This window comes from Streptomyces sp. BF23-19 (assembly GCF_041106355.1).
Classification (GTDB): domain Bacteria; phylum Actinomycetota; class Actinomycetes; order Streptomycetales; family Streptomycetaceae; genus Streptomyces; species Streptomyces virginiae_A.
Window position 1 is genome coordinate 1 of the sequence record NZ_JBGBPT010000121.1, and the last position, 20,378, is coordinate 20,378.

At 71.9% G+C, this 20,378-nt stretch carries 17 protein-coding genes; 14 read left to right on the forward strand and 3 right to left on the reverse strand.

The annotated features are described in order from the left end of the window. Window positions 1-58: 58 nt before the first annotated feature. From AB8A24_RS39785 to AB8A24_RS39835, 11 genes are all read left to right on the forward strand, one after another. Window positions 59-1,201 (forward strand): ubiquitin-like domain-containing protein, encoded by a 1,143-nt coding sequence (locus tag AB8A24_RS39785; protein WP_369478937.1) that lies wholly within the window; start codon window positions 59-61, stop codon window positions 1,199-1,201. Between the two features lie 29 nt (window positions 1,202-1,230). Next, window positions 1,231-2,151 (forward strand): 16S rRNA (adenine(1518)-N(6)/adenine(1519)-N(6))-dimethyltransferase RsmA, encoded by a 921-nt coding sequence (gene rsmA, locus AB8A24_RS39790; RefSeq protein ID WP_030717038.1) that lies wholly within the window; start codon window positions 1,231-1,233, stop codon window positions 2,149-2,151. Next, a complete protein-coding gene (locus tag AB8A24_RS39795; RefSeq protein WP_369478934.1) occupies window positions 2,148-3,065 on the forward strand; it encodes a 4-(cytidine 5'-diphospho)-2-C-methyl-D-erythritol kinase in 918 nt (305 codons plus the stop codon). Before rsmA ends, AB8A24_RS39795 begins: the two co-directional genes overlap by 4 nt. A gap of 302 nt (window positions 3,066-3,367) precedes the next feature. Next, window positions 3,368-4,696, forward strand: a complete 1,329-nt coding sequence (locus tag AB8A24_RS39800; protein WP_328963064.1) for an acyltransferase — start codon at window positions 3,368-3,370, stop codon at window positions 4,694-4,696. A gap of 28 nt (window positions 4,697-4,724) precedes the next feature. Then, a complete protein-coding gene (locus AB8A24_RS39805) occupies window positions 4,725-6,527 on the forward strand; it encodes an ABC-F family ATP-binding cassette domain-containing protein (RefSeq protein ID WP_328963065.1) in 1,803 nt (600 codons plus the stop codon). 127 nt (window positions 6,528-6,654) lie between these two features. Continuing rightward, window positions 6,655-8,265, forward strand: coding sequence for a PQQ-binding-like beta-propeller repeat protein (locus tag AB8A24_RS39810; protein WP_328963066.1), 1,611 nt, complete (start codon window positions 6,655-6,657; stop codon window positions 8,263-8,265). A 251-nt stretch (window positions 8,266-8,516) separates the two neighbouring features. After that, window positions 8,517-10,142: a PQQ-binding-like beta-propeller repeat protein gene (locus AB8A24_RS39815; RefSeq protein WP_369478935.1), complete on the forward strand. Its 1,626-nt coding sequence runs from the start codon at window positions 8,517-8,519 to the stop codon at window positions 10,140-10,142. A gap of 43 nt (window positions 10,143-10,185) precedes the next feature. Next, window positions 10,186-11,910 (forward strand): PQQ-binding-like beta-propeller repeat protein, encoded by a 1,725-nt coding sequence (locus AB8A24_RS39820; RefSeq protein WP_369478936.1) that lies wholly within the window; start codon window positions 10,186-10,188, stop codon window positions 11,908-11,910. Between the two features lie 143 nt (window positions 11,911-12,053). Next, window positions 12,054-12,746, forward strand: coding sequence for a LuxR C-terminal-related transcriptional regulator (locus tag AB8A24_RS39825; RefSeq protein WP_266392263.1), 693 nt, complete (start codon window positions 12,054-12,056; stop codon window positions 12,744-12,746). A gap of 112 nt (window positions 12,747-12,858) precedes the next feature. Continuing rightward, window positions 12,859-13,818 (forward strand): UDP-glucose 4-epimerase GalE, encoded by a 960-nt coding sequence (gene galE / locus AB8A24_RS39830; protein ID WP_328963069.1) that lies wholly within the window; start codon window positions 12,859-12,861, stop codon window positions 13,816-13,818. Between the two features lie 498 nt (window positions 13,819-14,316). Then, the gene (locus tag AB8A24_RS39835; protein ID WP_328963070.1) at window positions 14,317-15,084 is read left to right on the forward strand and encodes a response regulator transcription factor; all 768 of its coding nucleotides are present in this window, start codon (window positions 14,317-14,319) and stop codon (window positions 15,082-15,084) included. Here the strand turns inward: AB8A24_RS39835 and AB8A24_RS39840 are convergent. Beyond that, on the reverse strand, window positions 15,043-15,540 hold the full coding sequence (locus AB8A24_RS39840) for a MarR family winged helix-turn-helix transcriptional regulator (protein ID WP_030659599.1): 498 nt from the start codon (window positions 15,538-15,540) through the stop codon (window positions 15,043-15,045). The two genes, AB8A24_RS39835 and AB8A24_RS39840, sit on opposite strands and share 42 nt — an antisense overlap. A 161-nt stretch (window positions 15,541-15,701) precedes the next feature. Here AB8A24_RS39840 and AB8A24_RS39845 point away from each other — a divergent pair, with 161 nt between their 5' ends. Together AB8A24_RS39845 and AB8A24_RS39850 are read left to right on the forward strand one after the other, a co-directional pair. Next, window positions 15,702-16,559, forward strand: a complete 858-nt coding sequence (locus AB8A24_RS39845) for a trans-aconitate 2-methyltransferase (protein ID WP_266392253.1) — start codon at window positions 15,702-15,704, stop codon at window positions 16,557-16,559. A 2-nt stretch (window positions 16,560-16,561) separates the two neighbouring features. Further along, window positions 16,562-16,954 (forward strand): VOC family protein, encoded by a 393-nt coding sequence (locus AB8A24_RS39850; protein ID WP_189735710.1) that lies wholly within the window; start codon window positions 16,562-16,564, stop codon window positions 16,952-16,954. Between the two features lie 117 nt (window positions 16,955-17,071). Here the strand turns inward: AB8A24_RS39850 and AB8A24_RS39855 are convergent, their stop codons facing one another. Beyond that, complete coding sequence (locus AB8A24_RS39855; protein ID WP_328963071.1) at window positions 17,072-17,746, reverse strand: TetR/AcrR family transcriptional regulator; 675 nt, start codon at window positions 17,744-17,746, stop codon at window positions 17,072-17,074. Next, window positions 17,743-18,723, reverse strand: a complete 981-nt coding sequence (locus AB8A24_RS39860) for an acyl-CoA desaturase (RefSeq protein WP_328963072.1) — start codon at window positions 18,721-18,723, stop codon at window positions 17,743-17,745. The genes AB8A24_RS39855 and AB8A24_RS39860 overlap by 4 nt, the downstream gene beginning before the upstream one ends. Before the next feature lie 423 nt (window positions 18,724-19,146). Between AB8A24_RS39860 and AB8A24_RS39865 the strand changes: the two genes are divergently transcribed. After that, the coding region (locus tag AB8A24_RS39865; protein WP_369478938.1) for a phosphoenolpyruvate carboxylase at window positions 19,147-20,378 on the forward strand (1,232 nt) is incomplete at its 3' end.

A 20,378-nucleotide genomic window follows, 5' to 3' on the forward strand; every position in this document is an offset into this window, starting at 1 on the left:
CGCCGCACCCACCCTCGCTCCGGTACCCGCGCCCGCCCCGCACGCCCCCGCCCCGGCGGTGCCCGGCCGCCGTCGGGCCCGGGGCCGCGCCACCCCCGCCGAGACCCTCGGCGGGAACTGGCGGCGGATCGTGCCGCAGGCCCTCGTCGTCGCCTTCCTCGCGGGCGGCACCACGGCGTTCGTCGCCGCCGACAAGGCCGTACGGCTCACTGTGGACGGGGTCCCGCGCAACCTCCACACCTTCGCCGACGACATCGGCGAACTGCTCGCCGCCGAAGGCCTCGGCGTCGGCCCCCACGACCTTGTCGCCCCCGCCCCCGGCGAACCCCTCGCCGACGGCGAGGAGATCGTCGTCCGCTACGGCCGCCCCCTGCGCCTGACCCTCGACGGACAGCAGCGCCAGGTGTGGACCACCGCCCGCACCGTCGAGGGCGCCCTGCACCAGTTCGGCATCCGCGCCGAGGGCGCCCACCTCTCCGCACCCCGCACCGCCGCCGTCCCCCGCGCGGGCCTGGCCCTCAGCGTCCGCACCGAACGCAGCGTCACCTTCATGGCCGACGGCCGCGAACGCACCATCCGCACCAACGCCGCCACCGTCCAGGAAGCCCTCGACCAGGCCGGCATCACCCTCCAGGGCCAGGACACCACCTCCGTACCGCCCACCGACTTCCCGCGCGACGGCCAGACCGTCACCGTGCTCCGCATCACCGGCACCCGCGAGGTCCGCGAGGAGCGGATCCCGTACATGACCGAGAAGGTCGAGGACCCCACCCTGTTCGCCGGCACCGAGGTCGTCGAGCGGGCCGGCCGCCCCGGGGCGCGCAGGGTCACGTACAGCCTGCGCACCGTCAACGGGGTCCGGCAGAAGCCCCGGCCCATCGCCGACGAGGTCGTCCGCGACCCCGTCACCCAGCTGGTCAAGGTCGGCACCAGGGCGCTGCCGAGTTCCGTCTCCGGCGCCGACGGCCTCAACTGGGCGGCCCTCGCCCAGTGCGAGTCCGGCGGCCGCCCCGACGCCACCGACGCCTCCGGGACCTACGGCGGGCTGTACCAGTTCGACGTCCGCACCTGGCAGGGCCTCGGCGGCAGCGGTCGCCCGCAGGACGCCTCGGGCGCGGAACAGACGTACCGGGCGAAGAAGCTCTACGTGCAGCGGGGGGCGAGTCCGTGGCCGCACTGCGGCCGCAGGCTCACGTCGTAGCGGGCGCGGCGATCTGAGACGCTTTACCGGTGAGCACCGCAGAGCAGCAGCCCGAGAACACCGAGAACACCTCCCCCGCCGCGCCCGACGCCCTCCTCGGCCCGGCCGACATCAGGGAGCTGGCCGCCGCCCTCGGCGTACGCCCGACGAAGCAGAAGGGGCAGAACTTCGTCATCGACGCCAACACGGTGCGCCGGATCGTGCGCACCGCCGAGGTTCGCCCGGACGACGTGGTCGTCGAGGTCGGCCCGGGACTCGGCTCGTTGACGCTCGCGCTGCTGGAGGCCGCGGACCGGGTCGTCGCCGTCGAGATCGACGACATCCTGGCCGCCGCCCTGCCCGCCACCATCGAGGCCCGGATGCCCGCGAAGAAGGACCGCTTCGCGCTGGTCCACTCCGACGCGATGCTCGTGACCGAACTGCCCGGCCCGGCGCCGACCGCGCTCGTCGCGAACCTGCCGTACAACGTGGCCGTGCCCGTCCTGCTCACCATGCTCGACCGGTTCCCGACCATCGAGCGCACGCTGGTGATGGTGCAGGCTGAGGTCGCCGACCGGCTGGCCGCCGAGCCCGGCAACAAGGTCTACGGGGTGCCCTCCGTCAAGGCCAACTGGTACGCGCACGTCAAGCGGGCCGGCGCCATCGGCCGCAAGGTCTTCTGGCCCGCCCCGAACGTCGACTCCGGTCTCGTCTCGCTGGTGCGCCGCACCGAGCCCATCAAGACCACCGCCACCAAGGCCGAGGTCTTCGCGGTCGTCGACGCCGCCTTCGCCCAGCGCCGCAAGACGCTGCGCGCCGCGCTGGCCGGCTGGGCCGGCTCGGCGGCGGGCGCGGAGGCCGCCCTGGTCGCCGCCGGTGTCTCGCCGCAGGCCCGCGGGGAGTCCCTGACGGTCGAGGAGTTCGCGGCGATCGCCGAGCACAAGCCCGCGGCGGAGAGGCCCGCACTGTGAGCGCGACCCGCACGCCCGTGACCGTACGGGTCCCCGCGAAGGTCAACGTCCAGCTGGCGGTGGGCGCGGCCCGCCCCGACGGCTTCCACGACCTGGCCAACGTCTTCCTCGCCGTGTCGCTGTTCGACGAGGTGACGGCCACCCCGGCCGACACCCTGACCGTCACCTGCGAGGGTCCGGACGCCGACAAGGTCCCCCTGGACCGCACCAACCTCGCGGCGCGCGCCGCCGAGATCCTCGCGACCCGGGCCGGGATCGAACCCGCCGTCCACCTGCACATCGCGAAGAACATCCCGGTCGCGGGCGGCATGGCGGGCGGCAGCGCGGACGGCGCGGCGGCCCTGCTGGCCTGCGACACCCTGTGGGGCCTGAACACCCCGCTCGCCGAACTCCTCGACATCTGCGCGGAGCTCGGCAGCGACGTCCCCTTCAGCCTCGTCGGCGGGGCCGCGCTCGGCACCGGCCGCGGTGAACTGCTCACGCCGGTCGGGGCGGGGACGTTCCACTGGGTCTTCGCGGTGGCCGACGGCGGGCTGTCCACCCCGGCGGTGTTCCGCGAGTTCGACCGCCTCGCCGAGGCCGCCGGTACGGAGATCCCCGAGCCGCAGGCCTCCCCGGCGCTGCTGGCGGCGCTCGCCTCGGGTGACGCGGACGCGCTGGCCGCGGTACTGGCCAATGACCTCCAGCCGGCCGCGCTCTCCCTGCGACCCCAGCTCGCGCGGACGCTGGCCGCGGGCGTGGACGGTGGTGCGCTCGCCGCGCTGGTTTCCGGCTCGGGGCCGACGACGGCGTTCCTGTGCCGGGATGCGGAGTCCGCGGAGAAGGTCGCGGCGGCGCTGTCCGCGTCGGGCACCTGCCGGGCCACGCGGATCGCTTCCAGCCCCGCCCCGGGTGCCACGGTCCTGCCGTCCTGACCCTGCGGACCGGCTGCTGGGGCTCCGCCCCAGACCCCGCGCCTCAAACGCCGGCGAGGCTGAAATTGCAGCCCCGTACCCCCGCGCCTCAAACGCCGGCGAGGCTGAAATTGCAGCCCCGCCGGGCGCACATCCAGCCCCGCCGGCGATCGAGGCGCGGGGTTCGGGGCGGAGCCCCGGTCTTCGAGCCCCGCCGGCGATCGAGGCGCACCACCTGGGGCGGAGCCCCGGGGCGGTACTCAGGCCGGAGTTGAGTATCCGCACCCTGTCGGGAAACACCCGGCAGGGGACACCGTGGCCCCATGACAGCTAGCGCACGCGCCATGGCCGAGGCCACCCCCGCCGACCGCGACCGGTACGTCGACCTGCTGCGCGTCGCCTCGCTCGGCACCGTCATCGCCGGGCACTGGCTGATGGCCGCCGTCAGCGGCGACGGCATAGGGAATCTGCTCGCCCTCGTGCCCGCCCTCCAGGTGCTCACCTGGGGGCTGCAGATCATGCCCGTCTTCTTCTTCGTCGGCGGGTTCTCGCACGCCCTGTCCTACCGCTCCCTGGCCCGCCGCACCGACGGGCCCGTCTACGCCGCCTTCCTGCGCGCCCGGCTCCAGCGGCTGCTGCGCCCCACCCTCGTCTTCGTCCTGGTGTGGGCCGCGGTCGCGCTCGCCGTGCAACTCGCCGGGCACGGCGGCGGAACGCTGACCGGGGCCGCGCTGCGGCTCGTCACGCAGCCGCTGTGGTTCATCGGGATCTACCTCGCCATGGTCGCCTTCACCCCGCCGCTGCTGAAGCTGCACGAGCGCCACGGCTGGGCCGCCTTCGCGGCCCTGGCCGGGGCGGCCGCGCTGGTCGACGTACTGCGCTTCGCGCTCGGGGTCCCCTACGTGGAGTTCCTGAACTTCGCCTTCGTCTGGCTCGCGGTCCACCAGCTCGGCTTCCTGCGCGCCGACGGCCGCATCCGCAGGCCCGCCGTCCTCGCCGCCGCGGGACTCGCCGGCGCCGCCCTGCTGGTGGCGTACGGCCCGTACCCGCTGTCCATGGTCGGGATGCCCGGCGAGAAGGTCTCCAACATGGCCCCGCCCACCCTCGCCCTGCTGTGCCACGGCCTGTGGCTCGTCGGCGCCGTCCAGCTGGCGGCCGGGCCCGCCACCGCGTGGCTGCGCCGCCCGCGCGTCTGGCGCGGGGTGGTCGCGGCCAACGGCCTCGCCATGACCGCCTTCCTGTGGCACCTGACCGCGATGCTCGGTGTGTACGCGGCCCAGCTCGCCCTCGGCCTCGGCCTGCCGGCCCCCGCGACGGCCGCCTGGTGGGCGCAGGTCCCGGTACGGATGCTCGCCGCGGCTGCGCTGACGGGGGTCCTCGTCGCACTGTTCCGCCGCTTCGAGACGCCCCGGCCGAGCGCGCCCGCCCCCGCCCGGCGCACCGGCGGCCCCGTCGCCGCCCTCGGGATCACCCTGTGTCTGCTCGGCATCCTGGGCCTGTCCATGACCGGGCTCGGCGGCCTGCTCGACGGGCACAGCGCCGTGCTGATCGCCCTGCCCGTCACCGCGCCGGCCGCGATCGCGATGGCACTGGGCGGCTGGTATCTCGTAGAACGGTCTGCCCCGGCCCGGAGGGTTAGGCTGGGGGGCTGATCCACACCCTTTCCCTGGAGCGCGTCTGATGGCCGTCAATCTGGTCAATGTCGAGGCAGTCAGCAAGGTGTACGGCACACGTACCCTGCTGGACGGCATCTCACTCGGCGTGTCCGAGGGGGACCGGATCGGCGTGGTCGGCCGCAACGGAGACGGCAAGACCACCCTCATCCGGATGCTCGCCAAGCTGGAGGAGCCCGACACCGGCCGGGTCACCCAGTCCGGCGGCCTGCGCATGGGCGTCCTCACCCAGCACGACTCCCTCGACCCCCGGGCGACCATCCGTCACGAGATCATCCGGGACATGGCCGACCACGAGTGGGCCGGCAACGCCAAGATCCGTGACGTCCTCACCGGACTCTTCGGCGGCCTCGACCTGCCCGGCTTCGGCCAGGGCCTCGACACCGTCATCGGCCCGCTCTCCGGTGGTGAGCGCCGCCGGATCGCCCTCGCCCAGCTGCTCATCGCCGACCAGGACCTCCTGATCCTCGACGAGCCCACCAACCACCTCGACGTCGAGGGCATCTCCTGGCTGGCCAAGCACCTCCAGGAGCGCCGCTCCGCGCTCGTCTGCGTCACCCACGACCGCTGGTTCCTCGACCAGGTCTGCACCCGCATGTGGGACGTGCAGCGCGGTGACGTGCACGAGTACGAGGGCGGCTACAGCGACTACGTCTTCGCCCGCGCCGAGCGCGACCGCATCGCCGCTACGGAGGAGTCCAAGCGGCAGAACCTGATGCGCAAGGAGCTGGCCTGGCTGCGCCGCGGCGCCCCCGCGCGGACCTCCAAGCCCCGCTACCGCATCGAGGCCGCCAACGAACTGATCGCCGACGTGCCGCCGCCGCGCGACACCTCCGAGCTGATGAAGTTCGCCAATGCCCGCCTCGGCAAGACCGTCTTCGACCTCGAGGACGTCAGCGTCCACGCCGGCCCGAAGGAACTGCTCAAGCACCTCACCTGGCACCTGGGCCCCGGCGACCGCGTCGGCCTGGTCGGCGTCAACGGCGCCGGCAAGACCTCCCTGCTGCGCGCCCTCGCCGAGGCCGCCCGCACCCAGGGCGAGGTCCAGCCCGCCGCCGGCAAGATCATCGTCGGCAAGACCGTCAAGCTGGCCTACCTCTCCCAGGAGGTCGGCGAACTCGACCCGTCCCTGCGCGTCCTGGAGGCCGTCCAGCGCGTCCGTGACCGCGTCGACCTCGGCAAGGGCCGCGAGATGACGGCGGGCCAGCTCTGCGAGCAGTTCGGCTTCACCAAGGAGAAGCAGTGGACGCCGGTCGGTGACCTCTCCGGTGGTGAGCGCCGCCGCCTGCAGATCCTGCGCCTGCTGATGGACGAGCCCAACGTCCTGTTCCTCGACGAGCCCACCAACGACCTCGACATCGAGACCCTGACCCAGCTGGAGGACCTCCTCGACGGCTGGCCCGGCTCGATGATCGTCATCTCCCACGACCGGTTCTTCATCGAGCGCACCACCGACACGGTGATGGCGCTGCTCGGCGACGCGAGCCTGCGGATGCTGCCGCGCGGCCTGGACGAGTACCTGGAGCGCCGGCAGCGGATGATCGAGGCGGCCGCTCCGGCGCCCGTCCAGTCCACGGGCGCCGCCAAGTCCACCGCCTCGGGGGACTCGCGCGCCGCGAAGAAGGAACTCCAGAAGATCGAGCGGCAGCTGAACAAGCTGTCCGACCGTGAGGGCAACCTGCACGCCCAGATCGCCGAGAACTCCACCGACTACGACAAGGTGGCCAAGCTCGACGCGGAGCTGCGCGAACTCCTCTCGGACCGCGACGACTTGGAGATGCGCTGGCTGGAACTGGCCGAGGAGGCCTGAGCGGGTCCCGAGCGGGACCGGGCCGGTCACTTCCTCGCAGCGGGGGTGGACCGGCCCGGTGCGGGGGCGCCGGCAGTGGTAGAAAGGTCATCCTCCTCGACCTTCCCGATGCCGAAAGCGTGCGCTGATGACCGAGCTGCCCCAGCCGCCGAACCAGCCGCCGACACCTTCCGGTTACGGGCATCTGCCGGGTCCGCCGCAGCAGGGTCACGGATTCCCGCCGCCGGGTCACAACCCGTACGCGCAGCAGCCCGGGTACCCGCCGCAGCCGCCCACCGTGGTGCAGCAGCCGGTGGGTCCGGGTGGCTCCGGCTCCGGCTCCGGCATGACACCGAAGAAGAGGCCGGCGCTGCTGATCGCCGCGTCGGTGGCCGCCGTCCTCGTCCTCGGCGGCGTGGGCTACGTGGCCTTCTCCGGCGAGGACAAGGACCCGAAGCCGGTCGCGCAGGAGCCCACCGACGCCAAGCCCTCCGGTTCCCCTTCCGTGGACAAGGGCGACGGCAACGGAGCCGGCGGCGGTCAGCAGGCGGACCTGAACTCCGGCCGCAAGCAGGGCGAGGACAAGGTCCTGTGGCTCAAGACCACCAAGATCGACGGCCCCGGCATGGGCGTCGACGCCGCCGGTCAGTGGGTCATCGGCGACACCGTCGTCAAGAGTCTCTGGAAGAACCTCACCGGCTACTCGGTCACCGACGGCAAGGAGAAGTGGACACTTCCCTTCCCCGCCCAGATCTGTTCCGTCGCCTCGCAGACCACGGCCGAGGGTCGGACGGTCGTCATGTACCGCGACGGCGAGGGGGAGAACACCTCCTGCAACCAGCTGCGCGTGGTCGACCTCAAGACGGGCAAAGAGGTCTGGTCGAAGAAAGTGCCCAGTGAGGGGCTCTTCGACATCTTCACCAGTCCCACCCTGTCCATGGTCGGGGACACCGTCACCGTCAGCCGCGGCGGCACCGCCAGCGCCTTCAAGATCAGCAACGGTGACAAGCTCTTCGCGAACCCGCTGGGCGACGGCTGCAACCCGGACTCCTACGAGGCCGGCAACGGCAGGATGATCGCCCTCGCCACCTGCTCGGACGAGGACTCCACCGCCGAGGTCCACGGGATCGACCCCGTCACCGGCGCGAAGGGCTGGGCCTACCGGCTCCCCGCGAAGTTCAAGGTCACCAGCATCTACTCGGTGAACCCGACCGTCATCGACATCGGCGACGAAACGACGAAGCAGCGCTCCATCGTGGTCCTGGGACCCGACGGGAAGCAGACCGCCACCCTCGCGGGCGAAGGCGGCTTCACCGTCGGCTGCGGCGACACCGGCCTCTTCCGGTCCCTGGTGACCTGCCCCTCGGCCGTCGTCGACGGGAACACCCTCTACCTGCCCACCGCGGCGGGCACCGGCAAGACCAACGAGATCGTCGCCTTCGACCTCACCACCGGCAAGGACAAGTGGCGTGTCCCGGCGGGGGACAAGCGCACGCTCACCCCGCTCAAGGCCGTGAACGGCGCGCTCATCGCCTATCGGAAGGCCGAGGAGGAGCAGGGCGGCGAGGTCCTCTCCGTCCCGGCCGCCGGTGGCACCCCGACCGCGCTGCTGCGCCACCCCTCGGGCCCCGCCGCCCCGATCGAGAGGACCTTCACCCTCCCGAAGCTGGACTACGTGGACGGACGGTTCTTCATCTCCTCCACCCACCTGCGGGCCCAGGGTCAGGACGAGAAGCTCCTGATGGTCTTCGGTAAGTGAGGACCCGTCGGGCCCGGTGCGGTCAGGCCCGGCGAACTCCTCCCGGGCCGCCAGGATTTGGTGGCGCACCGAGGCGAGAGGCCGGGGGCGGCCTGGATTCCGCCGGTCCTCGGGGGCAACTGGCCGGATAACGGCGGCGTCACGGGCCGGTCCTCCCTTGGGAACAGGGGACGGACCGGCCCGATGTATGAGCGCTGTCAGTGATAGAAAGGTCATCCTCCCCGACCTTCCCGATGCGAAAGCGTGCGCTGATGACCGAGCTGCCCCAGCCGCCGAACCAGCCACCGAACCAGCCGCCGACGCCTTCCGGGTACGGGCACCTGCCGGGTCCGCCGCAGCAGGGTTACGGATTCCCGCCGCCGGGCGAGAACCCGTACGCGCAGCAGCCCGGGTACCCGCCGCAGCCGCCCACCGTGACGCAGCAGCCGGTGGGCCCGGGTGGCCCCGGCAGCTCCGGCCCGGGCACGGCGCCGAAGAAGAAGCGGACGCTGCTGATCGCCGCGTCGGTGGCCGCCGTCCTCGTCCTCGGCGGCGTGGGCTACGTGGCCTTCTCCGGCGAGGACAAGGACCCGAAGCCGGTCGCGCAGGAGCCCACCGACGCCAAGCCCTCGGGCTCTCCCACCCTCGACAAGGGCGACGGCGACGGGAATGGCAAGGGCAGCGACATCCCGACCGACCTCAACGCGGGCCGCAAGCCGGGCGAGGACAAGGCGCTCTGGCTGAACACCGTCAAGATGGAGGGCCCGGGATCCGGTATCCCGGCCAAGGGCCTGTGGGTCGTCGGCGACGCCGTCGTCAAGACCGTCGACAAGTCCGTCATCGGCTACGGGGTGAGCGATGGCAAGGAGAAGTGGAAGATCGACCTCCGCACGGAGATCTGCGGACTCACCGGTCAGACCAGCCCCGACGGCAAGACCGTCATGGTCGTCAAGAACGCCGACGGCTCCAACTGCAACCAGATGAAGCTCATCGACCTCAAGACCGGCAAGGAGGGCTGGACGAAGGAGCTCGCCATGGAGGGGCTGTTCAAGACCGCCTCCTCCACCACGGTCACCCTCAACGGCGACATTTTCGCCCTCGCCTGGATGGGGGGCCAGAGCGCCCACCGCCTGAGCACCGGCGACAAGCTCTTCTCCGACGCCGGCCCCGAGGGCTGCAAGCCCATGAACTACGCCGCGGGCAACAACAAGATGATCGCCGTGGCCCTCTGCATGGACGCCGACCGGACCATCGAGATCCAGGACGCCGACCTGAACACCGGCAAGAAGACCTGGAGCTACCGCCTGCCCAAGGGCTACCAGGTCAACGCCGTCTACTCGGTCAGCCCCACCGTCATCGACGCCGGCAACCGCGACACCAAGCAGCGGGCCATCCTCGTCCTCGACGAGAAGGGGCAGAAGCGCAACACGCTCTCCGGTGACGGCAACTTCGTGGTCAACTGCGGCGGTTCCAGCTCCAGCGACGGCCTCCAGCACTGCGGGAAGTCCGCGGTCGACGCGGACACCGTCTACCTCGCCGCCGGGGACGAGTCCACCGGCGGCGAGATCGTCGCCTTCGACCTCGGCACGGGCAAGGTCAAGTGGCGCGCCAAGGCAGGTGACAAGAAGGTCCTCGCCCCGCTCGAGGCCGCGAACGGCCGGCTGACCGCCTACCGCACCGATCCCCTCGGCGGGGCCGGCGAGATCGTCTCGTTCCCGGCCGGCGGAGGCGAGCCCACGACGCTGCTGAAGCTCCCCTCGGGCACCTCCGCACGGATCGAATCCTCCTTCCTGTCTTCCCAGAGCGCCGCTTATGTGGACGGGCGGTTCTTCCTCTCCGTCACCCGGCTGGTGGGCGACAACAAGGACGAGAAGCTCCTGATGGCCTTCGGCAAGTGAAAACGCGTCCAACGACCCGCCCACCGAGAGGCAACAGCAACCGATGAGTATCCCGCCGCCCCCCAGCCAGCCGCCGTCCGGCGGCTTCGGAGCCCCGCAGGACCCGCCGCCGGGCGGATTCGGCGCGCCCGTGCCGCCGCCCGGACCGGCCGCGCCGCAGGCCGGGCCCCCACAGCAGCCGCCGGCCGGGCAGCCCGCGTACGGGTACCCGCAGACCGGGCCCGGCTACGGCTACCCGCAGCAGCCCGGCACCCCGCCGCCGTTCGGCGCCCCGGGCGCCCCCGGCGCGCCCGTGGCCGCCCCGCAGCCCCCGGCCCCGGCCGCGGGCTCCGGCAACGCCAAGCGCACCCAGCTGACGATCGTCGGCGCGGCCGTCCTGGCCTGCGTCCTCATCGTCGGCGGCGGCCTCTGGTACACCTCCGGCGACAGCGGCGGTGGAGACAAGGTCGACAGCAACCCGAGCGCCTCCCCGGGCAACGACAAGCCCCAGGACTACGTGCCCGGCACCGAGAAGGCGCCCGGCAACCCGAAGTCGAAGCCGCTCCTCAACCAGCCGAGCCCGGTGCCGGCCGATGTCGCCAGCGTCGCCGGCTCCTGGGTGACCGAGACCACCTACATCAAGTCCGACCTGTCGAAGGTCGTCGGCTACAACCTCGTCGACGGCGGCAAGAAGTGGGAGCTGCCCCTGCCCGGCGAGCTCTGCGGCGCCACCAAGCACGTCAGCGAGAAGAAGGCGGCGGTCCTCTTCAAGGCCGCCCAGCCGACGCCCGAGAACAAGTACGTCCAGTGCACCGAGGTCGGCGTCATCGACCTGGAGAGCGGCAAGCTGCTCTGGTCCGGCAACGCGAAGAGCGCCACCGGCGGTGACAAGCCCGTCACGTTCAACACCATCACCCTCAGCGGCCAGACCGTCGCCGCGGCCGGCATCTCCGCGGGCGGCGCCGCCTGGAACCTCGCCGACGGCAAGTCCCTGTGGCTGCCCAAGGTCGACGGCGAGAGCTGCCGCGACGTGGGCTACGGCGGCGGCGAGGCCCTCGCCGCCATCCGCAAGTGCGGCCAGAGCCCCAACTACACGCTGTACGGACAGCTCCTCGACCCGACCACGGGCGCGCCCACCGTCTCGTACAAGCTCTCCCCGGGCATCGAGGACGCGTACATCGTCTCCACCAAGCCCCTGATCGTGGGGGCCGACGTCGGCAAGACCGCGAAGAACGCCACCGGCGTCAGCGACCTCTTCGTCGTCGACCCCAAGGGCGAGCTGAAGGCCCGTATCCCGCTCGCCTCCGGAGACTTCGGCGCCAAGTGCAGCTCCGAGGTCGAGCGGTGCATGAACATGGTGGTCGGCAACGGCAGGATCTACCTGCCGTCGTACGAACACCAGGGCCAGGCCTCCAGCTCCCGCACCAACGAGCTGCTCTCCTTCGACCTGGAGACCGGCAAGCAGACCACCGACCGCGCCGACGCGGGCGAGCGGTACACGATCTTCCCGCTGCGCATGGACGGGTCGAACATCATCGCCTACAAGCGGCCCCCGTACGACAAGGGCGGTCAGATCGTCAGCATCGACAGCAGGACGATGAAGGAAACCCTCCTCATGGAGAACCCGGCGGACAAGGCGAGCCAGCGCGCCGAGACCGGCTTCTCGCCCGAGTACTCCGAGTACCGCTACCACAACGGGAAGTTCTTCCTCTCCCGCACGATGGTCAGCAAGCCGTACTCGGACAAGGCCGACCCGGAGTACCTCTTCGTCTCCTTCTCCGCGAGCTGACGCACACCGCGCCCGGTTCGCCACCACGCCGCGGAAGCCCCCGAACGGTCCGCACCGATCGGGGGCTTCTGCGCGGTATCCCCCTCGCACCGTCGAACAAGCGTGTAGCTTGCCGGGTCAGAAGGGTGGGGGGTGGTTCCTCGATGGGCGTACGGGTCGTGGTCGTGGACGAGCACCGGCTGCTGGCCGAGGCACTCGCCTCTGCCCTGAAGCTGCGCGGCCACCGGGTACTGGCCGCCGCCGCTCCGGCGGCGGGCGCCGCCGAGCTGGTCATCAGCCGTGCGCCGGAGGTCTGTCTGTTCGGCACCGCCACCCCCGCCGAGCCCGGCGTCTTCGAGCCCGTCGTGCGCATCAAGCGGGAGCGCCCGCAGATCGCCGTGGTCGTCCTCGGCCCCGTGCCCAGCCCGCGCGGGATCGCGGCCGCCTTCGCGGCCGGCGCCTCGGGGTACGTACGCCACGACGAGCGCATCGAGGGCGTGGAGCGGGCCCTGGCCAAGGCCAGGGCGGGGGAGGTGGCGATCGCCCCGCAGCTGCTGCAGGGAGCCTTCGCGGAGCTCCTGAACCCCGCCGCCCAGCCCGACGACGAGGGCAGTCGGCTGCTGCGGCTGCTCACCCCGCGCGAGGTGGAGGTGCTCGTGCGGGTCGCGGAGGGCGAGGACACCCGGCTGATCGCCGCGGGCATGGAGATCGCCCCGAGCACCGCCCGTACGCACGTGCAGCGGGTGTTGATGAAGCTGGGCGTGGGGTCGCGGCTGGAGGCGGCCGCGCTGGCCGCCCGCACCGGTCTGCTGGACCGGGCACTGCCCACGCTGCCGGCCGCCGCCGCGCGCGACTGACGTACCGGCCGGTCCGGCCGCCCGATTTCCCCGTGGGCGCGGAATCGGGTAAGCCAGTGTCCAAGCACGCGCACGTACCCGCGCGCGCTCCCCCGCGAGAGGCAGTAGGCGAGTGAGCAAGTACCTGGTAACCGGTGGCGCAGGATACGTCGGCAGCGTGGTCGCGGCCCACCTTCTGGAGGCCGGCCACGAGGTCACCGTCCTCGACGACCTGAGCACGGGCTTTCGCGTAGGGGTCCCGGAGGGCGCCACCTTCATCGAGGGCCGGATCCAGGACGCGGCCCGCCACGTGGACTCCTCCTACGAGGCAGTGCTGCACTTCGCGGCCTCCTCGCAGGTGGGCGAGTCCGTGGTGAACCCGGGCAAGTACTGGGAGAACAACGTCGGCGGGACGCTCGCCCTGCTGGCCGCGATGCGCGGGGCGGGCGTGCGCAAGCTGGTGTTCTCCTCCACCGCCGCCACCTACGGGGAGCCGACGGAGGGCCTGCTCACGGAGGCCTCGGTGACCGCGCCGACCAACCCGTACGGCGCCTCGAAGCTGGCCGTCGACCACATGATCGCGGGGGAGTGCGTGGCGCACGGCCTGGCCGCGGTGTCCCTGCGCTACTTCAACGTGGCCGGCGCCTACGGCGCGTTCGGCGAGCGGCACACCCCCGAGACGCACCTGATCCCGCTGGTCCTCCAGGTCGCGCTGGGCGAGCGCGAGTCGATCTCGGTGTTCGGCGAGGACTACCCGACCCCGGACGGCACCTGCGTACGCGACTACATCCACGTCGCCGACCTGGCGGAGGCCCACCTGGCCGCCCTGCGGGCCGCCACCGGCGGGGAGCACCTGATCTGCAACCTGGGCAACGGCAACGGGTTCTCGGTCCGCGAGGTCGTCGAGACCGTCCGCAAGGTCACCGGCCGGGACATCCCCGAGGTGGTCGCGCCGCGCCGGGCCGGCGACCCGGCGATGCTCGTCGCCTCCGCGCGCACGGCCCACGAGCGCCTCGGCTGGACCCCGAGCCGCTCGGACCTCACCGGGATCATCACGGACGCGTGGAACTTCGCGCGTACCCACTCCTCCTGAACCTCCCGGAGCACCCGGACCTCCGGTATCCGTGGGGACCTCCCCGCTTCCGCACGCCCCCCGCACCCCGATCGGTGCGGGGGGCGTGTGCGTGTCGGCCGTGCGCTGCGCACGGGCGCTGTGCGCGGGCGCCCGGCGTGCACACGCCGGGTGAAATGCCCCCCGTGCAACTGCCCGGGGCACACGCCGGTACCGAAGCCGCCATCAGGACCTTCAGGGCAGGCGATTTCAAGCCACCGCAAAGCCGGTTCGCAGCGCCCGCGCCGGAAAATCCCTGGGAAAACTTCTGCTATTCGGCCAACCGTCGGACGCCCCCGGCCCTACGCTGATGCGTGACACCGGTGGGGGCCGGTGTTGATTCAGGGGTCGAGACAAGTCGGGTACGTCGTCCGGTCCGGGGTAATGCAGAGATGTCACGGCGGCGGCCGGGGCAGCTGCGGATCACCCGGTCCGGGCGCCGTACCCGCCGTCGTCCGTTCCCCTACCCTTGGGGGTTTTGTGGTTCGTATCCGGGTTCTCGTCGTCGACGATCACCGCATCTTCGCCGAATCGCTCGCAGCCGCGCTCGCGGCCGAGCCGGACGTGGACGTGTCCGCGGCCGGCAGCGGCCCCGCCGCGCTGCGTTGTCTCGAACGCGCGGCGGCCGAGGGCCGTCGCTTCGACGTCCTGCTGGTCGACGCCGATCTCGGCGCGGCCCCGGGGGCCGTGCCCGCCCAGCGGGAGTCCGGCTCCGGGCCGCCGCCGGCCGGCTCGGACGGGATCGCGCTGGTCGCAGGGGTGCGGGTGTCCCACCCCGGGGTCCGTACCGTCGTGCTCGCCGAGCGCGACGACCCCCGTCGGGCCGCCCTCGCGCTCCAGGCGGGCGCCTCGGGCTGGGTCGCGAAGGACTGCTCGCTCTCCCGGCTGCTGGCCGTGATCCGCGGGGTCCTGCGCGAGGAGACGCATCTGCCGCCCGCGCTGCTCACCGGGGTGCTCCGGGAACTGACCGCGGCGCGCAAGCACCGTACGGACAGCGAGCGGCTGGTGGAGTCGCTGACCCCGCGTGAACACGAGGTGCTGCGCTGCATGGTGGCGGGGCTGGGCCGCAAGGACGTCGCGGCGCGGCTGTTCCTGTCCCCGCACACGGTCCGCACCCACATGCAGAACGTGCTGGGCAAGCTCGGGGTGCACTCCACGCTGGCCGCGGTGGCCCTGGCCCGGCGGGCCGGCGTACGACCGGCCGACCTAGCCGGGGATGTTGTCGAACGGAGCGGTCAACTGGCGTAGCAGCCCGGCGAGATCGCCGCGCTGGCTCTGCGAGAGCTGGGCCAGGATCGCCCGTTCCTGGGCCAGCAGCCCGGCGAGGGCCTGGTCGGCGCGGTCCCGGCCCTCGGGGGTGAGCCGCACCAGGACCCCCCGGCGGTCGCTGGGGTCCGGGAGCCGTTCGACGAGGCCCTTCTTGGCGAGCCGGTCGATGCGGTTGGTCATGGTGCCGGAGGTGACCAGGGTCTGGGTCAACAACTGGCCGGGGGAGAGCTGGTAGGGGGCGCCGGCGCGGCGCAGCGACGTCAGGACGTCGAACTCCCAGGGCTCCAGGCCGTGCTCGGAGAAGGCCAGCCTGCGGGCGCGGTCGAGATGGCGCGCGAGCCTGCTGACGCGGCTCAGTACCTCGAGCGGTTCCACGTCGAGGTCAGGGCGCTCCCGCCGCCATGCCGCCACCAGTCGGTCGACCTCGTCCTCCATGCCGATCAGTGTAAGGGGTCTGTCGATGTGAAGTCTCTTCATACCGAGTATCTTGATCACGAGTATCTTGACATCGAGATATAAATGGAGCGAGCATGGGGCATGGAGGGGGCCGGAACGGATTCCGCTTCCGATCGCCCCGCCAGCAGGGAGGCTCGAACATGTATTCCGATACCGCGCGCGCCGGGACCCCCACGTCCACCGCGCCATCCGCCCCCACCTGGGATCCCCAGCAGTACCTTCGGCACTCGGGCCACCGCACACGGCCCTTCCTCGACCTGCTCACCCGCATACCCGAGCTCCCCCACCGTCCCGCCCGTATCGCCGACCTCGGCTGCGGCCCCGGCAACGTCACCACCCTCCTCGCCGAGCGTTGGCCCGAGGCCCGCATCACCGGCTTCGACCTCTCCCCGGAGATGCTCCACCGCGCCACCGAGGAGTACGCCGGGCCCACCCCCGGCGGCGGCAGCCTCGACTTCCGCCACGGCGACCTCGCCACCTGGCTCCCCGAGGAGCCCTACGACCTGATCGTCTCCAACGCCGCCCTCCAGTGGGTCCCCGGCCACCCCGGCTCCTTCGGGGCCTGGATCAACGGCCTGCGCCCCGGTGGCACGTTCGCCTTCCAGATCCCCGGCAATTTCACGGCCCCCAGCCACGCCCTGCTCGCCGAGCAGTGCGACACCCCGCGCTGGCGGGCCCGGCTCGCCGGTCACGGCGCCCGCTACATCCATCTCCTCGAACCCGCCGAATACCTCGCCCGGTTCACCGAGCTCGGCTGCGCCGCCGACATCTGGGAGACCACCTACCACCAGCTGCTCCAGGGCCCCGACCCCGTCCTCGACTGGGTCAAGGGCACCGCTCTGCGGCCCGTCCTCACCGCCCTCGGCGAGGACCGCGACGCCGTGGACGCCTTCCTCACCGAATACCGTGACCGGCTCCGCGCGGCCTATCCGACCGGCCCGCGCGGCACCGTCTTCCCGTTCCGCCGCATCTTCGCCGTAGCCCGCAAGGAGGCATGACCGTGCTGACCGCAGTCGACCACGTGCAACTCGCCGCGCCGCCGGACTCGGAGGACCGGCTCCGCGCGTACTACACGGACGTCCTCGGCATGACCGAGATCCCCAAGCCGCCCGTGCTCGCCGCCCGCGGGGGCTGCTGGTTCGCCGCCGGACCCGTCCAGCTGCATCTCGGCGTCGAGGAGGACTTCCGGCCCGCCCGCAAGGCCCATCCGGGGCTCCGGGTGACCGACATCGAGGCGTACGCGAGCAGACTGCGGGAGCGGGGGGCCAAGGTGGTCTGGGACGACGACCTGCCGGGCCACCGCCGCTTCTACTCCGAGGACCCTGTCGGCAACCGGCTCGAATTCCTGGAACGGCACCGCCCCGAACCGGCGGCACTGGAACCTTGCGCATAGGACGTACCGCCCGGCACCACACGACGGCGCCCCGTCACCGGAGATCCGGTGACGGGGCGCCGTCGTGGTGTTCGGTGCGGGTGCGGGTGCGGGTGCCGGTGCCGCGCGTACCGCGGGTCAGTTCTTGCGCCGGCCCACCAGCTGCGGCTTCGACTCCAGCCCGTCCAGCCCGTGCCAGGCCAGATTCACCAGGTGCGCCGCCACCTCGGCCTTCTTGGGCTTGCGCACGTCCAGCCACCACTGCCCGGTCAGCGCCACCATCCCGACCAGCGCCTGCGCGTACAGCGGGGCCAGCTTGGGGTCAAAGCCCCGCGCCTTGAACTCCAGACCCAGGATGTCCTCGACCTGCGTGGCGATGTCGCTGATCAGCGAGGCGAAGGTGCCGGTCGACTGGGCGACCGGGGAATCGCGGACGAGGATCCGGAAGCCGTCCGTGTACGACTCGATGTAGTCCAGCAGCGCGAAGGCCGCCTGCTCCAGCAGCTCCCGCGGGTGCCCGGCCGTCAGCGCCCCCGTCACCCCGTCCAGCAGCTGGCGCATCTCCCGGTCCACGACGACCGCGTAGAGGCCCTCCTTGCCGCCGAAGTGCTCGTACACCACCGGCTTGGACACCCCGGCCTTCGCCGCGATCTCCTCCACCGAGGTGCCTTCGAAGCCCTTCTCGGCGAACAGCGTCCGGCCGATGTCCAGCAGTTGCTGGCGCCGCTCCGCGCCCGTCATTCGAACCCGGCGGCCGCGCCTGGGCTTGTCGCTGCTGGTATTACCGCCGTCGATCGCCACGCCCCCCATCATGCCGCGTTCGACTCGATTTCCCTGCGCCGGGCGTCGACGCGGGCCGCCGACGGCCAGCGGACGTCCGTCGCCCATCCCAGCTGCTCGAACCAGCGGATCAGGCGTGCGCTGGAGTCGACCTGGCCGCGCAGCACGCCGTGGCGCGCCGAGGTCGGGTCGGCGTGGTGCAGGTTGTGCCAGGACTCGCCGCACGAGAGCACCGCCAGCCACCACACGTTGCCACTGCGGTCCCGGGACTTGAACGGCCGCTTGCCCACCGCGTGGCAGATCGAGTTGATCGACCAGGTCACGTGGTGCAGCAGCGCGACCCGGACCAGGGAGCCCCAGAAGAACGCCGTGAACGCGCCCCACCAGGACATCGTCACCAGACCGCCGACCAGCGGCGGGATCGCCAGGGAGAACATCGTCCAGAAGACGAAGTCCCGCGAGATCCGGCGGATCGCCGGGTCCTTGATCAGGTCGGGGGCGTACTTCTGCTGATCGGTCTGCTCCTCGTCGAAGAGCCAGCCGATGTGCGCCCACCACAACCCCTTCATCAGGGCGGGCAGCGTCTCCCCGAACCGCCACGGCGAATGCGGGTCACCCTCGTGGTCCGAGAACTTGTGGTGCTTTCGGTGGTCCGCCACCCAACGCACGAGCGGCCCCTCCACCGCCATCGACCCCATCACCGCGAGCACGATCCGCAGCGGCCGCTTGGCCTTGAAGGAACCGTGCGTGAAGTAGCGGTGGAAACCGATGGTGATCCCGTGGCAGGCCAGGAAGTACATGAACACCATCAGGCCCAGGTCCAGCCAGCTCACCCCCCAGCCCCAGGCCAGCGGCACCGCCGCCAGCAGGGCCACGAAGGGCACGGTGATGAACAGCAGCAGAGCGATCTGCTCGATGGAGCGCTTGTTCTCGCCGCCCAGTGTCGCGGACGGCTCGGACGTGTCGGAGGGCGCGGAGGCACCCTCGATCAGATCGGGACTGGTGGTCATGGGTGTCCCCTGGGGGGTGAGAGAAGTCGGAGGGCTCCCGGGTCACGAACCCTACGGACCCGTAACCTACGGCATCGTAAGTATGGCAAAGCCGGATGCGCAGGCAAGAGGGGCAGCGCCAGGAGGAGGAGCGCACGCGAGGTGTTCACGCGCCGCCTGATGAGACGTTTGTCCAGGCACACGCATGGGACACCTATCCTGGGTCCCGTCGGACAGCGCGGTCCGCACGGGCAGCCCGAGCTGCGCATCAGGAGCGGAGATCCCGCCCCCGGACCGAGTCCGGGGAAGGCATCACCGCACGTCGCCGGGAGCCCACCGCCCAGTAGCGCTCGAACACTGCAAGGAGCCGCACCTGTGAGCAGTGCTGACCAGGCCCCCCAGGGCCAGGCCCCCGTCACCCCGGCCGACACCGCCAACGCGGAACTGCGCGCGGACATCCGCCGCCTCGGCGACCTCCTCGGGGAGACCCTCGTACGCCAGGAGGGCCAGGACCTCCTCGACCTCGTCGAGCGCGTCCGCGCCCTCACCCGCACCGACGGCGAGGCCGCCGCCGCCCTGCTCGGCGACACCGACCTGGAGACCGCCGCCAAGCTCGTGCGCGCCTTCTCCACCTACTTCCACCTCGCCAACGTCACCGAGCAGGTGCACCGCGGCAAGGAACTGCGCGCCCACCGTGCCGCCGAGGGCGGGCTCCTCGCCCGTACGGCCGACATGCTGAAGGACGCCGACCCCGAACACCTGCGCGAGACGGTCAAGAACCTCAACGTCCGCCCGGTCTTCACCGCGCACCCCACCGAGGCGGCCCGCCGCAGCGTCCTCAACAAGCTGCGCCGCATCGCCACCCTGCTGGAGGAGCCCGTCACCGGCGCTGGCGACCGCCGCCGCCACGACCTGCGCCTCGCGGAGAACATCGACCTCGTCTGGCAGACCGACGAGCTGCGGGTGGTGCGCCCGGAGCCCGCCGACGAGGCCCGCAACGCCATCTACTACCTCGACGAGCTGCACGCCGGAGCCGTCGGCGACGTCCTCGAAGACCTCGCCGCCGAGCTCCAGCGCGTCGGCGTCGAGATCCCCGCCGGCACCCGCCCGCTGACCTTCGGCACCTGGATCGGCGGCGACCGCGACGGCAACCCCAACGTCACCCCCGAGGTCACCCGCGACGTGCTGATCCTCCAGCACGAGCACGGCATCACCGACGCCCTGGAACTCATCGACTACCTGCGCGGACTCCTCTCCAACTCCATCCGCTACACCGGAGCCACCGAGGAACTCCTCGCCTCCCTCCAGGCCGACCTGGAGCGCCTCCCCGAGATCAGCCCGCGCTACAAGCGGCTGAACGCCGAGGAGCCGTACCGCCTCAAGGCCACCTGCATCCGGCAGAAGCTCCTCAACACCCGCGAGCGCCTCGCCAAGGGCATCCCGCACGAGGAAGGCCGCGACTACCTCGGCACCGCCGAGCTGCTCACCGACCTCACCCTCATCCAGACCTCCCTGCGCGAACACCGCGGCGCGCTCTTCGCCGACGGCCGCATGGACCGCACCATCCGCACCCTGGCCGCCTTCGGCCTGCAGCTGGCGACGATGGACGTGCGCGAGCACGCCGACGCCCACCACCACGCGCTCGGCCAGCTCTTCGACCGGCTCGGCGAGGAGTC